Genomic DNA, 15861 nt, shown 5'->3' on the forward strand with positions numbered 1-15861 from the left:
CAAGGCCGCGACTTCAAGGCCACCACCTTCGAGCCGCCGCTGGGCAGTGGCCCCTATCGCATCACCCAGGTGTTGCCCGGGCGCCGCCTGGTGTTCGAGCGGGTAAAGAACTACTGGGGCAAGGACCTTGCGGTCAACCGCGGCAAGTACAACTTCAACCGGGTCGAATACGAGTTCTACCGCGACGCCACCGTGGCGTTCGAGGCGTTCAAGGCCGGTGAGTTCGACATCTACATCGAGCACCAGGCAAAGAACTGGGCCAATGGCTACAACTTCCCGGCTGTACGCCGTGGCGATGTGATCAAGGCACAGATCCCGCACCGCATCCCCACCCAGACCCAAGGCCTGTTCATGAACAGCCGCAGGGTTGCCTTCAGCGACCCCCGAGTGCGCCAGGCGCTGGGGCTGATGCTCGACTTCGAGTGGACCAACCGCGCCCTGTTCAGCAGCGCCTACCGCCGCTCGACCAGCTATTACCCCAACAGCGAATTCGCCGCCACCGGCCTGCCCACCGGCAAGGAGTGGCTGTTGCTGGCACCGTTCCGTGACCAGTTGCCGGAAAAACTGTTCAGCGAACCCTACAAGGTCAGCCAGACCGACGGCCGCGGCATCAACCGCCAGACCCTGCGCCAGGCCCTGAGCCTGCTTGGCGAAGCCGGCTGGAAGCTGAACGGCCAGCGCCTGGTGGACAGCAAAGGCCAGCAACTGCGCCTGGAGCTGCTGCTGGTTAACCCCAACCTCGAACGCATCCTGCAACCTTATGTCGAAAATCTGTCCAGCATCGGTATCGACGCACGCTTGCGTACCGTGGACCGCGCCCAGTACAAACAACGCCTGGACCAGTTCGATTTCGACATGATTCTGATGACCCTGAACCAGACCTTGAGCCCAGGCCTCGAACAGTGGCTGTACTTTCACTCAAGCCAGGCCGCGACCAAAGGCAGCAAGAACTATGCTGGGGTCAAGGACCCGGTGGTCGACCACCTGCTCGACACCTTGCTCGCTGCGCGCACCCGCGATGACCAGGTGGCCGCCGCCCGCGCCCTGGACCGCGTGCTTTCATGGCAGTACTACATGATCCCCAACTGGTACCTCGACAACCACCGCCTGGCCTACCGCAACCGGTTCGCCTTTGTCACCACGCCGCCCTATACCCTCGGGCTGAACAGCTGGTGGATCAAGACTTCGGAGAAAGCCCAATGATGCCAACGCACCGCCTGCGCCGGCTGGCCGGCAGCCTGCTGCTGGCCTGCCTGAGCCTTCCGGCCATGGCCGCGCCGCAACACGCGCTTACGCTCTACGACGAGGCGCCCAAGTACCCGGCCAACTTCCAGCACTTCGACTACGTCAACCCGGATGCCCCCAAGGGCGGCACCTTCCGCCAGTCCAGCTTCGGTGGCTTCGACAGCCTCAACCCGTTCATCAACAAGGGCGTGTCGGCCGAGAACATCAGCGTCATCTACGACACGTTGATGCGCCAGAGCCTGGACGAGCCGTTCACCGAATACGGCCTGGTCGCCGGCAAGATCGAAAAGGCCCCGGACAACAGCTGGGTACGCTTCTACCTGCGCCCCGAAGCCCGCTTCCATGACGGCCACCCGATGCGCGCTGAGGATGTGGTGTTCACCTTCAACGCCCTGATCAAGGACGGCGCACCGCTGTACCGCCAATACTACGGCGACGTCGCCGAAGTGGTCGCCGAAGACCCGCTACGGGTGCTGTTCAAGTTCAAGCACCAGAACAACCGCGAACTGCCGCTGATTCTGGGCCAACTGCCGGTACTGCCCAAGCACTGGTACGAAAGCCGCGAGTTCAACCGCGGCAACCTGGAGATCCCCCTGGGCAGCGGCCCGTACAAGGTCGCCGAGGTCAAGGCCGGGCGCACCATCCGCTACGAGCGGGTCAAGGACTACTGGGCCAAGGACCTGCCGATCAACCGCGGCCAGTTCAACTTCGATGCCATGACCTTCGACTCCTACCGCGACACGGCCGTCGCACTGGAGGCATTGAAGGCCGGGGCGTTCGACTATGCGCTGGAGGTCAGCGCAAAAAACTGGGCCACCGCCTACAACGTCCCGGCGGTCCGCGATGGCCGCCTGATCAAGGAAGAGCTGCCCAACGGCAACCCCACCGGCATGCAGGGCTTCATTTTCAACCTGCGCAAACCGGTGTTCCAGGACATCCGCGTGCGCCAGGCGCTAAGCCTGCTGCTGGACTTCGAGTGGACCAACAAGCAGCTGTTCAACGGCGCCTACACCCGCACCGGCAGCTACTTCGAAAACTCCGACATGGCCGCCCGGGGCGTGCCCACGCCTGACGAGCTGAAAATTCTCGAACCGCTGCGCGGCAAAGTGCCCGAGCAGGTCTATAGCGAGGCCTTCCACAACCCGGTCACCGACGCCAGCGGCATGATCCGCGAACAGCAGCGCCAGGCCTACAAGCTGCTGCAGGACGCCGGCTGGAAGATCGTCGACGACAAGATGGTCGACAAGGACGGCAAGCCGGTGACCATCGAGTTTCTGCTGGCCCAGACCGAGTTCGAGCGCATCCTGCTGCCGTTCAAGCGCAACCTCGCCGACCTGGGCATTGACCTGAACATCCGCCGGGTCGACGTTTCGCAGTACATCACCCGCCTGCGCTCGCGTGACTTCGACATGATCGTCGGGGGCTACCCGCAGTCCAATTCGCCGGGCAACGAACAGCGCGAGTTCTGGTCCAGTGCCGCTGCCGACAACCCTGGCAGCCGCAACTTCATCGGCCTGCGCGACCCGGCCATCGACCAGTTGGTTGAGCAGCTGATCAATGCCGAATCACGCCAGAGCCTGATCAACCATGCGCGCGCACTCGACCAGGTACTGCTGTGGGGCTACTACGTGATCCCCAACTGGCACATCAAGACCTGGCGCGTGGCCTACTGGAACCACATCGGCCATCCCAAGGTGTCGCCCAAGTACGACATCGGCATCGACACCTGGTGGATCAAGCCCGGCGTGACCCCGGCTGTCAGCGACGCCACCCCGGCCGAGGCCAACTGAGATGCTGGCCTATATTCTGCGCCGCCTGCTGCTGATCATCCCGACCCTGTTCGGCATCCTGGTCATCAACTTCATCATCGTCCAGGCCGCGCCTGGCGGCCCGGTCGAGCAGATGATCGCCAAGCTCGAAGGCTTCGAAGGCGCCACTAGCCGCATCGCGGGTGGCGGTGCCGAAGTATCCGTGGCCGGCTCCAGCTACCGCGGCGCCCAGGGCCTGGACCCGGCATTGGTCGCCGAGATCGAGCGCATGTACGGCTTCGACAAATCGCCGCCCGAACGCCTGTGGATCATGGTCAAGAACTACGCCCAGCTGGACTTCGGCGACAGCTTCTTCCGCGATGCCAAGGTCATCGACCTGATCATCGAGAAGATGCCGGTATCGATCTCGCTGGGGTTGTGGAGCACGCTGATCATGTACCTGGTGTCTATCCCCTTAGGCATCGCAAAAGCCGTGCGCCACGGCAGCCACTTCGATGTCTGGACCAGCTCGGCGATCATCGTCGGCTATGCCATCCCGGCGTTCCTGTTCGCCATCCTGCTGATCGTGCTGTTCGCCGGCGGCAGTTACTTCGACTGGTTCCCGCTGCGCGGGCTGACCTCGAACAACTTCGACGAGCTGTCCACCACCGGCAAGGTGCTGGACTACTTCTGGCACCTGGTATTGCCCATCACCGCGCTGGTCATCGGCAACTTCGCCACCATGACCCTGCTGACCAAAAACAGCTTCCTCGACGAGATCAACAAGCAGTACGTGGTCACCGCCAAGGCCAAGGGCCTGAGCCGCTCACGGGTGCTGTACGGGCATGTGTTCCGTAACGCCATGCTGCTGGTGATCGCCGGCTTCCCTTCGGCCTTCATCGGCATCTTCTTCACAGGCTCGCTGCTGATCGAGGTGATCTTCTCGCTCGACGGCCTGGGCCTGATGAGCTTCGAGGCGGCGATCAACCGCGACTACCCGGTGGTCTTCGGCACCCTGTTCATCTTCACCCTGCTCGGGCTGGTGGTGAAACTGATCGGCGACCTGACCTACACCCTGGTCGATCCACGCATCGACTTCGCCAGCCGGGAGCACTGACATGGCCTTGTCCCCTCTCAACCGCCGGCGCTTCGAGCGCTTCAAGGCCAACCGCCGAGGTTGGTGGTCGTTGTGGCTGTTCCTCATCCTGTTCGGCCTGAGCCTGGGTGCCGAGCTGATCGCCAACGACAAACCGATTGCCGTGCGCTACGACGGCGAGTGGTACTTCCCCGCCTTCAAGCGCTACCCAGAGACGACCTTCGGCGGCGAGTTCCCGCTGGAAGCCAACTACAAAAGCCCGTACATCCGCGAGCTGCTGGCCAACAAGGACAGCTTCGTGCTGTGGGCGCCGATCCCGTTCAGCTACCAGAGCATCAACTACGACCTCAAGGTGCCGGCGCCGGCCCCACCTTCGGCGGACAATTGGCTGGGCACCGACGACCAGGGCCGCGATGTGATGGCGCGAGTGATCTACGGTTTCCGCGTTTCAGTGCTGTTCGCCCTGACGCTGACCATCCTCAGCTCCATCATCGGCGTCATCGCCGGCGCCCTGCAGGGGTTCTACGGGGGCTGGGTGGACCTTGCCGGCCAGCGCTTCCTGGAGATCTGGTCGGGGTTGCCGGTGCTGTACCTGCTGATCATCCTCGCCAGTTTCGTGCAGCCCAACTTCTGGTGGCTGCTGGGGATCATGCTGCTGTTCTCGTGGATGAGCCTGGTGGACGTGGTGCGCGCCGAGTTCCTGCGTGGCCGCAACCTCGAGTACGTGCGCGCCGCCCGCGCCCTGGGCATGCGCAACGGCGCAATCATGTACCGGCACATCCTGCCCAACGCGATGATCTCGACCATGACCTTCATGCCGTTCATCCTCACGGGCGCCATCGGCACGCTGACCGCCCTGGACTTCCTCGGCTTCGGCCTGCCCGCCGGCTCGCCGTCGCTGGGCGAGCTGGTCGCCCAGGGCAAATCCAACCTGCAGGCGCCGTGGCTTGGCATCAGTGCTTTCGCCGTGCTGGCGGTGATGCTGAGCTTGCTGGTGTTCATCGGTGAATCCGCCCGCGATGCCTTCGACCCAAGGAAATGACATGAGCGAACACAACCTGATCGAAGTGCGTGATCTTGCGGTGGAGTTCGTCACCGGCGAGCAGGTCAACCGCGTGGTCGACGGCATCAGCTTCGACATCCGCAAGGGCGAGACCCTGGCCCTGGTCGGCGAGAGCGGCTCGGGCAAGTCGGTGACCGCCCACTCGATCCTGCGCCTGCTGCCCTACCCCCTCGCCCGCCACCCCAGCGGCAGCATCCGCTACGAGGGCAAGGACCTGCTGCAGCAGAGCGAGAAGGCCCTGCGGCATATTCGTGGCAACCGCATTGCGATGATCTTCCAGGAGCCGATGACCTCGCTGAACCCCTTGCACTGCATCGAGAAGCAGATCAACGAGATCCTCTTGCTGCACAAGGGCCTGACCGGCAAGCAAGCCACCGCACGAACCCTGGAACTGCTCGAGCTGGTGGGCATTCCCGACCCCCACAAACGCCTCAAGGCACTGCCCCATGAACTGTCGGGCGGCCAGCGCCAGCGGGTGATGATCGCCATGGCGCTGGCCAACGAGCCGGAGCTGTTGATTGCCGATGAACCGACCACGGCGCTGGATGTGACCGTGCAGTTGAAGATTCTCGACCTGCTCAAGGAACTGCAGGCGCGGCTGGGGATGGCGCTGCTGTTGATCAGCCATGACCTCAACCTGGTGCGGCGGATCGCCCACCGCGTGTGCGTGATGCAACGTGGGCAGATTGTCGAGCAGGCCGATTGCGCGACGCTGTTCAGTGCGCCGCAGCATCACTACACGCAGATGCTGATCAATGCCGAACCGAGCGGCCAGCCTGCCCACAACCCCGTCGGTGCGCCGTTGCTTGAAGTCGATGACCTCAAGGTCTGGTTCCCGATCAAGAAAGGCTTCTTGCGGCGCACGGTTGACCATGTGAAGGCGGTGGACGGTATCAACTTCAGCTTGCCCCAGGGGCAGACGCTGGGGATTGTCGGTGAGAGTGGCTCGGGCAAATCGACACTCGGGCTGGCCATCTTGCGGTTGATTTCGAGCCAGGGCGGCATTCGCTTTCATGGCCAGCACCTCGAAGGGTTGAACCAGAAGGAAGTGCGCCCGCTGCGGCGGCAGATGCAGGTGGTGTTCCAGGACCCGTTCGGCAGCCTGAGCCCACGCATGTGCGTGGCGGACATCGTGGGCGAAGGGCTACGGATTCACCGCATCGGTACGGCTGAAGAGCAAGAGGCGGCGATCATTGCGGCGCTGGAGGAAGTGGGGCTGGACCCGCGCACCCGGCACCGCTACCCGCACGAGTTCTCCGGTGGCCAGCGCCAGCGCATTGCGATTGCACGGGCGCTGGTGTTGAAGCCGGCGTTGATTCTGCTGGATGAACCGACGTCGGCGCTGGACCGGACGGTGCAGCGGCAGGTGGTGGAGTTGCTGCGCAGCCTGCAGCAGAAGTACAACCTGACCTACCTGTTCATCAGCCACGACCTGGCAGTGGTCAAGGCGTTGAGCCATCAGCTGATGGTGATCAAGCAGGGGCAGGTGGTGGAGCAAGGGGATGCGCAGGCCATCTTCCATGCGCCGCAGCATGCGTATACGCGGCAGTTGCTGGAGGCGGCGTTTTTGGAAGTTGACACATCAGGTTGACCTCAAGCAGCAAAATCCCCCAGAACATTGCCCGTTGCGGCCAGATCACGCCTGAGGCGGCCCCGCCAACCCATCGTTATACATTTTGGTATATAGCGTTGTAACGACCGGTAAACAACGCTAGGATTCGTCGCGGTTGGCCTTCTGCCATCCCATCATTATTTTCGAGCGCTGGCTGATCACGTCCTGGGGAGGCCGTGATCAGCCAAGACTCGCCTATCGCTATATACAACAATATATAACGTCGCCAGGCACCGCCAACGCCATGGCCGACAAAGGAGCAGTAATGAAGCCGCTATCACCGCGTACCTTGATGGTTGCCGTCGCAGCCCTCGGTGCACAGCCTGTCCTCGCCGAAGAGAAAAACACCTTCACCCTCGGCGAAATCCAGATTTCCGCACCACGGGACGAAACGCTGTCCACGGGGGGTAGCGTCGTCGACTTGAAAGACATTCGGCTGCACGATCGCGAAACCGTCGGCAGCGCACTGACCCTGGCCCCTGGGGTCAACCTCGGGTACATCGGCGGTCGCGCCGAGCAGGTGGTTTTCGTGCGTGGCTTCGATCGCCTGCAGGTGCCGGTGTTCATCGACGGCATCCCCACCTACGTGCCTTATGACGGCAACATCGACCTCGGCCGCTTCACCACCTACGACCTGTCGCGCATCCAGGTGGACAAGGGCTTCGCCTCGCTGCTGTACGGGCCCAACACCCTGGGCGGGGCGATCAACCTGATCACCCGTCGCCCGACGGATGCGTTCGAAGGCGAAGTGGGTGGCGGGCTGGAACTCACCGACCACGGCAACGTGAACGCCTACCGCAGTTACGCCAACGTAGGTTCCAACCAGGGCCTGTGGTGGGTTCAGGGTGGGGTATCGTATATCGATTACGACTACACCCTGCTGCCCGATGACTTCAAACCGACCAATAGCCAGCAAGGCCCGGGGCGCCGCGAGAACAGTAACCACCGCGACAGCAAATTCAGCTTCAAACTTGGCTTCACACCCAACGAAACCGATGAGTACGTGCTCGGCTACGTTCAGCAGGAAGGGCGCAAGGGCCAGCCAACCTACGCCGGCGACCTGCCAACGACCGGCCAACGTGCGCGTTGGTGGGAGTGGCCGCGCTCAGACAACACCAGTGTGTTCATCGCCACCAAGACCGGCTTCGGCGAGCACGCCCTGAAAACCCGCGTTTACCACGACACCTTCAAGAACTCGCTGGAGAGTTACACCTATCGCAACGGCGTGGTCGGAGCGTTGCAGCCGGGTTTCCCCAGCAAATACGATGACGAGAGCAGCGGCTTTTCGGTAGAGGGTGATCTGGCGTTGAGCGAGGCCAACCGCCTGGGCATTGCCTACCACTTCAAGGACGATGTGCACCGTTCCCGCGATGGCGCCAACCCCCAGACCTATTTCCGTGACCAGACCCAGTCGATTGCCCTGGAAGACACCCTGCGCCTGAACGAGATATTCAGCGTGGTCGGCGGCATCTCCTATAACTACCGCAAGAGCCTGGACGCACAGAATTACGGCACCAACGCCAGCTCGCCGTCGCGGCCCATGCTCTACGACGAACCCACCGGCAGCAACGACGCCGTCAACGCGCAGCTGGGCCTGTTCGCCAATACCAACCCGCTGCTGGGCACCGACGACAACGGCCAGCTGCGCCTGACGGTTGCACGCAAAAGCCGCTTCGCGACCATCAAGGATCGCTACTCGACACGCTTTGGCACCGTCATCCCCAGCCCGGACCTGAAGTCCGAGCGAGCGACCCACTACGAGCTCGGCTACAGCGGCCAGGTGGCCCCACAATGGAAGCTCGATGCGGCGCTGTTCGTTGCCAACATCGAAGACTCCATCCAGAACGTTACGGTGCCCGCACAGGCGAACTGCGCCGCGCCCTGTGGCCAGTACCAGAACATCGCCAAGGCGCGAAACCAGGGCGTCGAACTTGGCATCAACGGCGACCTGGGGGATTGGGAACTGGCGGCCAACTACACCTGGCTTGACCGCAAGAACCTCAGCAACCGCGATTTGCACCCCACCGACACCCCACGCCACAGCTTCTTCGGCTCGGCCTCCTGGCATCTGGCCGCCTGGCAACACACCGCCAGCGTGGAGGCCGCATCGCGTCGCTACAACACCTCGGACGGCAATCAAATGGCACCAGGCTACGCCGTGTACAACCTCAAGAGCGGGTACCGGTTCAGCAACGACGTGTTGATCGAGGGCGGCGTGCGCAACCTGTTCGACCGGTTGTATGAGTACAGCGAGGGTTACCCTGAAATGGGCCGCCAATACTTCGTGCAATTCAATGCGCCGCTGTAACCGCTGGCTGGCAGGCCTGCTGCTGACCCTCAGCACGCTGCTGAGCGCTGCCCCACAGACTGTGGTGGTCATGACCAGCTACCCCGAGGAAGTGATGACGCGCATCGAGGATGGGTTTGCCCAAGCCCACCCGCAGTACCGTCTGCAGATCCTTTGGCGGCAGGGCTTCGATGCCCTGCCCTATCTGTTGCAAGCCAGGCAGGGCGGTGTCGATGTCTATTGGGCACCCTCACCCGGCAACTTCGCCCGGTTGGCGAAAGCGGGCAGCTGGCAACCCTTGGGGGTCAACCTGAAGGGCTTGCCCGCACAGATCGGTGGTTTGGCACTGCGTGACCCTCAGCACCTGTACCAGGCTACCGAATTGGCGGGGTATGGCTTTGCCATCAACGCCACGGCGCTGGGCCAATTGGGGGTGCCGACACCGCGGGACTGGCCCGACTTGCTCGACCCCCGCTTGCGCGGACGCATTGCGCTTCCAGACCCTGGCCGGGTCGGCTTTGCGCCGGTACTGCTGGATATCGTGTTGCGTGCCTATGGCTGGGAGCGCGGCTGGGCCATCTGGAGCGAGCTGGCCGGCCAGGCGCGCCTGGTGACGCGCGGCGGCACCCTGGTCAGTGATGAAGTGACCAGCGGGCGCGCAGCGGTAGGCTTGTCGATTGATTTCTTCGTCGCCTCGGCCAAGGCCAATGGCGAGCCGGTGGACTTCGTCTACCCGGCGCATGGCGGCCTAAACCCGGCGTTCATCGCCATTACCGCCCACAGCCAGGCGTTGGCCGGTGCCAAGACGTTTACTCAGTTCGTGCTGTCCGAAACGGGCCAGGGGCTGTTGGCCGATGCGGACATCCGCAAACTGCCCGTGCGCACCAGTGTCTACCAGCATTTGCCGGCGGACTACCATGACCCGTTCGTTGCTGCGGGCCTCGGCGCCTATGACTATGGCAACGGCAGCTCACGTGAGCGCCTGGCACTGGTCAGCTCGCTGTTTACCCAATGGCTGGGCATGCCCCACGAAGCATTGAGCGCGCTCTGGGCTCGACTGCACGCGGCCGAAGCGGCTGGGCTGGACGTCAGCGCCATACGCCAGCACCTGACCGCGCCGCCACTGGATGCCGAGCAGTCCGAGGCGAAGCCGCTACTGGCACTGTTCGCAGCACGCCAGGACAACGGCATGACGCAAGCGCCGGCAAGCGACCAGGACGAACTCGGCCGCCGGGAAATCACCTGGCAGTTCAATGCCGCGCGTCACCGGGCAGAGGCGTCCCGTCTGCTTGATGGTCTGGGCCAGTGACCGCCCTGCGCGCTGCCGGGTTATCGATCGGTTTGCTGACGAGCCTGCTCGCCAGCGCCGATACCACGCACACGGCGACCCACCGTGAAGCCTTTGCTCAGCCATTCGCCGGGCTGGACGAAGGCCAGCTGGAACGCTTCTTCCGCGGGCGCAGCCTGTTCCGTCAGGCCTGGGTGGTTGCACCGTCCCGAGACGAAGCAGTGGATGGCCTTGGGCCGCTGTACAACCGGGTTTCGTGCATCGCCTGCCACCCCAAGAATGGGCGCGGACAGGCGCCGGAGCAGGGCCAGCCGATGCGCAGCATGCTGCTGCGCTTGTCGCTGCCCGGGCACGTTGCCCAGGGTGGGCCAAAGCCGCACCCGGTCTATGGTGACCAGCTCAACGAACTGGGTGTGCCAGGCGTGCCGGGTGAAGGGCGCGCCCATGTCTACTGGCAAGAACATGCGGTGCAGCTGGGCGACGGCGAAACCGTGATGCTGCGCAAGCCCAAGGTCGAGCTGCGCGAGCTGGCCTATGGGCCGATGGATGCGGTGTTGACCTCGGCAAGGGTGGGCCCGCCAGTATTCGGCCTCGGTTTGCTGGAGGCCATTGACGAGAGCACCCTGCGTGCCATGGCCTCTGAGGCCAAACCCGACGGCGTGACGGGGCACGTCAACGCGGTGTGGAGCGTCGAGCGACAACGCGCCGAGGCCGGTCGTTTTGGCCTCAAGGCCAACCAGCCAGACCTGCGCCAACAGATCGCCCACGCCATGCTTGGCGACCTTGGCATCACCTCGACGCTGGCCACGGAGCAAAACTGCACGCCCACTCAACAGGCCTGCGCCCACGCGGCGTGGGGCGGCGACCCCGAGCTGGACGCGCTGCAGCTCGGCGACCTGCACTTCTACCTCGCTCACCTGGCCGCACCAGCCCGTCGACAACAGACCGAGCCAGCAGTCATGCAGGGCGAAAAGCTGTTTTCTGCCATCGGCTGCACCGCCTGCCATCGCCCCGCGCTGGTCACCGGCAAGCACCCGCTTTATCCGGTGCTGACACAGCAACACATTGCGCCGTACACCGACCTTTTGCTGCATGACATGGGGGCAGGCCTGGCCGATGGCCGTGAGGATTATCTCGCCAACGGCCGGCAATGGCGCACTGCTGCGCTGTGGGGCCTTGGCCTCAGCGAACGGATCAACCCCGGCAGTGGTTACCTGCACGATGGCCGCGCGCGCACTTTGGAGGAGGCCATCGTCTGGCATGGCGGCGAGGCGGAAACAGCCCGGCAACGCTACGTAGCGCTCGGTGCCCAGGCGCGCCAGGCGATTCGTGCGTTTCTTCAATCGCTGTAGGGCAGCGACCCGTTCGTGGAGGGCAAAGACACATTCGTCAGCCGCGCGGCGCTTGCAAAGCAACCACAGGCCGCACGACAATAAGATTCATTACCACTCGCGAACTATTCCATCACCATGTCCGCCAACGATCTATCCCTGCATAGCGCCGTCAACGAGCTGTACTGCGAGCACCACGGCTGGCTCAATGGCTGGCTGCGCAAGCGCCTGGGCAATGCGTTCGATGCCGCCGACCTGACGCAAGACACCTTCGTGCGGGTGATCAAGGCACGCAGTGCGCTGGACATCCGCGAGCCGCGCCCCTACCTGTCGAGAATCGCCAAAGGCCTGCTGATCGATCTGATCCGCCGGCGTTCACTGGAGCAAGCCTACCTGGAGGCCTTGGCTAGCTTGCCCGAAGCGCTGCAGCCTTCGCTGGAGGAACAGGCGATTTTGTTGCAGGCACTGGTGGAAATCGACCGCCTGCTGCAAGGGCTTGGCACCAAGGTCAAGCAAGTGTTCATGCTGTCGCAGTTCGATGGCCTGACCTACCCGCAGATTGCCGAGCAACTGAACATCAGCGTACGCAGCGTCAACAACTACATGGCCAAGGCCATGGAGCACTGCTGCTTGATGCAGTTGCAACAGGCATGAGCCTTTCGCCTGCCGAGTTGCAAGCCATCAGCGTCGCCGCCCGCTGGTACGCAAGGCTTCATTCGGGCATCGCAACCGATGCCGACCGCCGCGCTTGGAACGACTGGCTGGTTGCCGACCCGGTTCACCGCCAAGCCTGGCAACGCATGGCCGCCGTGGGCGAGCAGCTGACAAGCGTGCCCGGCGCCCTGGCGGCACCTGCCCTGCGCGGTGCCGAGCGCTCTCGGCGCCAGTTGCTGCGCAGTGTGGTCGTGCTGGTGCCGGCGACGTCGCTGGGCTGGCTGGGTTGGCGCAGCGACACTGCCCAGCAACAGTTTGCCGACTACCGCACTGCGGTGGGTGAACGCCGCGCATTTCGCCTGGCCGATGGCAGCTCGCTGCTGCTCAACACCGACACATCGGTGAACCTCAAGTACGACGGCCAGCAACGGGTGCTGGAACTGCTGCGCGGTGAGATTCTGGTCACCACTGCTGTCGACCCCGCGCAACGGCCGTTCACGGTGCGCACCCGGCATGGCCAGGTACGCGCGCTGGGCACGCGCTTTATCGTGCGCGCCCAAGCGCTGGGCGGTGAAGTGGCGGTCCTCGAAAAAGCGGTGGAAGTCAGGGCGGCCAGCGGTGCTCTGGCCGTGCGTGTGGAGGCTGGGCAATCCATTGCCTTTTCTGACCGCTCGGTGGGGGCACTACGGCGCAACGACGCGTCTGTGGGGGCCTGGCAGCAAGGCAGCATCATTGCCCTCGATCGCCCCTTGGCCGAACTGCTTGCCGACCTGTCGCGCTATCGCACCGGGGTGCTGCGCTGCGATCCGCGCATTGCGCAATTGAAGGTCTCGGGCGCATTCCCCATCGATGACACCGACCGAGCGCTGGCGGCGCTGGAAAGCGGCTTTGCGCTGCGCGTCACGCGCTTCAGCCGTTTTTGGGTCAACGTGGCACCGCCTGACAGCCCACTGGCGCTGTGAGTTGAAAAAACTTCCGGCGCTTTTGCACTTTTTGTTCGCATCGTTCGGCTCATCCCCCAATGGGATTCATTGATCGTTTTCTGGGGGAGGATTGGCATGTCTGGAGTGTTCAAGCGTGGTCGTCTGGCGACGGCGGTAAAAATCGGGCTGTTGGCGGCAACCACTGCAGGTGCCTGGCCCACGATCACGTTCGCGGCACAGGTGCCGGTGCAGCAGAACGGCGTCAGGACGTTCGACATTGCCGGGGGCAGCCTGACCGAAGTGCTCAGCCGCTATGCCAGTGCAGCGGGGGCTGCGCTGTCGTTCGATGCCAAGCAGACAGACGGCTTGCACAGCGCAGGGCTCAAAGGGGCATTCGGTGTCAGCGAAGGCTTCACCCAGATTCTGGCAGGCAGCGGCCTGCAGGCCGAGCCGCAGTCAAACGGTACCTATGTGCTGCGGGCCGTGCCGTCTTCGGGTTCGGCGATGGAGCTGGGGGCCACCAACATCACCGGCCAGGTGCTGGGCGCGACCACTGAAAACAGCGGCTCGTACACCACCGGCGCGGTGACCATCGGCAAGGGCGAGCACTCGCTGAAGGAGACGCCGCAATCGGTCACGGTGATGACGCGCAAGATGATGGACGACCAGAACCTCTACACCATCGACCAGGTCATGGAGAAGACGCCGGGCATTACCGTGTACGACTCGACCATGGGCGGCAAATACTTCTATTCGCGCGGGTTCCGCATGTCGGGCCAGTACCAGTACGACGGCGTGCCGTTGGACATGGGCAACCTGTATGTCCAGGCCGACAGCTTCAGCAGTGACATGGCGTATTACGACCGGGTCGAAGTGCTGCGCGGCGCTGCAGGCATGATGAAGGGCTCGGGCGGCACCGCAGGCGGGGTGAACTTCGTGCGCAAGCGTGGCCTTGCCGATGCGCATACCGACATCACCTTGTCCGGTGGCAGCTGGGACAACTACCGCGGGCAGATCGACACCGGTGGCCCGCTGAACGCGGCCGGCACCCTGCGTGGCCGGGCGGTGGTGGCCGAGCAGAGCCGGCACTATTTTGTAGACGACGCCAACCGCAAGGACCAGGTGTATTACGGCGCGCTCGACTTCGACCTGAGCCCCGACACGACCCTGGGGCTGGGCGTTGCCTATGAAGATGTCGACGCCAACCCGTGCTGGGGTGGCCTGCCGCGCTACAAGGACCGCAGCGACCTCAACCTCAGCCGCTCGACCTGCCTCGACCCCTCCTGGAACACCTGGCGCAGCAAGCGCACGACCGTGTTCAGCGACCTCACCCACCAGGTCAATGAAGACTGGAAGCTCAAGGTTGCCAGTGTTTATACAAAGAACACCCAGGACATCAAGTACGCGTTCGCTTCGGGCGCGGTAACGCCCGGCATCGACACCACCGGCATGCTGGGCAGCATGTATGACTACGACCAGGTCGACTACGGCCTGGACGCCTACCTGGATGGCAAGTTCGACGCGTTCGGCCAGCAACATGAACTGGTGCTGGGCATGAACGCCAGCCGCTCGAACAAGGACGACTTCTATTCGGTAGCGTTTCTGCCGCAGCGCCAGAATGTGTTCAACCCCGACAAGTTCATCCCAGAGCCCGATGACAGTTACTTCATCGAAAACTCGTCGCGCGGCGGGCCGGTCAAGACCAAGACCACGCAAAAGGGCCTCTACTCGACCCTGCGCTTGAAACTGGCCGACCCGTTGACCGTGGTGGTCGGTGGCCGGGTGAGCTGGTACGACTCCAAGACGGATTCCGTCTTCATCAGAAGCGGTGAATCGCAGCCCTCCAACACCCGTGAGACCGGGCAGGTCACACCGTTTGCCGGCGTGCTGCTGGACCTGAACGAGAACCTGACGGCCTACGCCAGCTATTCGGACATCTTCACCCCGCAAGGCAACTACCGGGCAGAAGACGGCTCCACACTCAAACCACTGGTGGGCCAGAGCTATGAGCTGGGGATCAAGGGTGCCTGGTACGACGGCCGTTTGAACGGCGCCTTCAACCTGTTCCGCACCATTCAGAAAGACCAGGCGCAAACCGACTTCAACTCGTCTTGCCCGTCATCCGATGGTTATTGCTACGTGAACGCCGGCCGGGTGCGTGCCCAAGGGTTCGAGGCCGAGCTCAGCGGTGAAGTGATCGAGCGGCTGCAGTTGCTGGCGGGGTACACCTATACCCAGACCAAGACGCTAGATGATATCGACAGCAGTTTGAATGGCGCGGCGTTCAACAGCTATGTGCCTCGCCATGTGTTGCGCTTGTGGGGTGAGTACACCTTGGGGGGTGCGTTGGAGCGGGTCAGCATTGGCGCCGGGGTGAATGCGCAAAGTGACAACTTCCGGCTTTCGCCGGCCAGTGGCGAGAAGATCAGCCAGGCGGGGTATGCGGTGTGGAACGGGCGGATCGGGTATCGGATCGATGAGACCTGGTCGGTGGCGCTTAACGGCAACAACCTGTTCGACAAGCGCTATTACGCCAGCATCGGGACAGAGACCTTTGGCAACTACTATGGGGAACCGCGTAATTTCATGGTGTCGGTGAAGGCCAGCTTTTGAG

11 protein-coding genes are annotated in these 15861 nt (G+C 63.3%); all 11 read left to right on the top strand.

Features of this window, described 5'->3' with window-relative positions:
• Positions 1 to 1203: extracellular solute-binding protein (locus tag NP534_RS20115; protein ID WP_274099855.1), on the top strand; the 1203-nt coding region annotated here is incomplete at its 5' end.
• On the top strand, positions 1200 to 3035 hold the full coding sequence (locus NP534_RS20120; RefSeq protein ID WP_274099856.1) for an extracellular solute-binding protein: 1836 nt from the start codon (positions 1200 to 1202) through the stop codon (positions 3033 to 3035). The genes NP534_RS20115 and NP534_RS20120, both read left to right, overlap by 4 nt.
• A 1-nt stretch (position 3036) precedes the next feature.
• Positions 3037 to 4110 (top strand): microcin C ABC transporter permease YejB, encoded by a 1074-nt coding sequence (locus tag NP534_RS20125; protein ID WP_033699217.1) that lies wholly within the window; start codon positions 3037 to 3039, stop codon positions 4108 to 4110.
• A 1-nt stretch (position 4111) separates the two neighbouring features.
• Positions 4112 to 5131: an ABC transporter permease gene (locus NP534_RS20130; RefSeq protein WP_033699218.1), complete on the top strand. Its 1020-nt coding sequence runs from the start codon at positions 4112 to 4114 to the stop codon at positions 5129 to 5131.
• A gap of 1 nt (position 5132) precedes the next feature.
• A complete protein-coding gene (locus NP534_RS20135) occupies positions 5133 to 6743 on the top strand; it encodes an ABC transporter ATP-binding protein (RefSeq protein ID WP_274099857.1) in 1611 nt (536 codons plus the stop codon).
• A gap of 286 nt (positions 6744 to 7029) precedes the next feature.
• Positions 7030 to 9072 carry a TonB-dependent receptor plug domain-containing protein gene (locus tag NP534_RS20140; protein ID WP_274099858.1) on the top strand — a complete coding sequence of 681 codons (2043 nt, stop codon included), beginning with the start codon at positions 7030 to 7032 and terminating at the stop codon, positions 9070 to 9072.
• Entirely contained in the window at positions 9059 to 10360 is a 1302-nt protein-coding gene (locus tag NP534_RS20145) for an ABC transporter substrate-binding protein (protein ID WP_274099859.1), read from the top strand. Before NP534_RS20140 ends, NP534_RS20145 begins: the two co-directional genes overlap by 14 nt.
• Positions 10357 to 11691: a di-heme oxidoreductase family protein gene (locus NP534_RS20150; protein WP_274099860.1), complete on the top strand. Its 1335-nt coding sequence runs from the start codon at positions 10357 to 10359 to the stop codon at positions 11689 to 11691. Before NP534_RS20145 ends, NP534_RS20150 begins: the two co-directional genes overlap by 4 nt.
• Positions 11692 to 11808: 117 nt before the next feature.
• On the top strand, positions 11809 to 12324 hold the full coding sequence (locus NP534_RS20155) for a sigma-70 family RNA polymerase sigma factor (protein ID WP_274099861.1): 516 nt from the start codon (positions 11809 to 11811) through the stop codon (positions 12322 to 12324).
• The gene (locus tag NP534_RS20160; protein ID WP_274099862.1) at positions 12321 to 13286 is read left to right on the top strand and encodes a FecR domain-containing protein; all 966 of its coding nucleotides are present in this window, start codon (positions 12321 to 12323) and stop codon (positions 13284 to 13286) included. The genes NP534_RS20155 and NP534_RS20160 overlap by 4 nt, the downstream gene beginning before the upstream one ends.
• A 96-nt stretch (positions 13287 to 13382) precedes the next feature.
• Positions 13383 to 15860: a TonB-dependent siderophore receptor gene (locus tag NP534_RS20165; RefSeq protein WP_274099863.1), complete on the top strand. Its 2478-nt coding sequence runs from the start codon at positions 13383 to 13385 to the stop codon at positions 15858 to 15860.
• Position 15861: the final 1 nt, after the last annotated feature.

This window comes from Pseudomonas sp. 39004 (assembly GCF_028682155.1).
In the GTDB taxonomy this organism is placed as follows: Bacteria; Pseudomonadota; Gammaproteobacteria; order Pseudomonadales; family Pseudomonadaceae; genus Aquipseudomonas; species Aquipseudomonas capeferrum.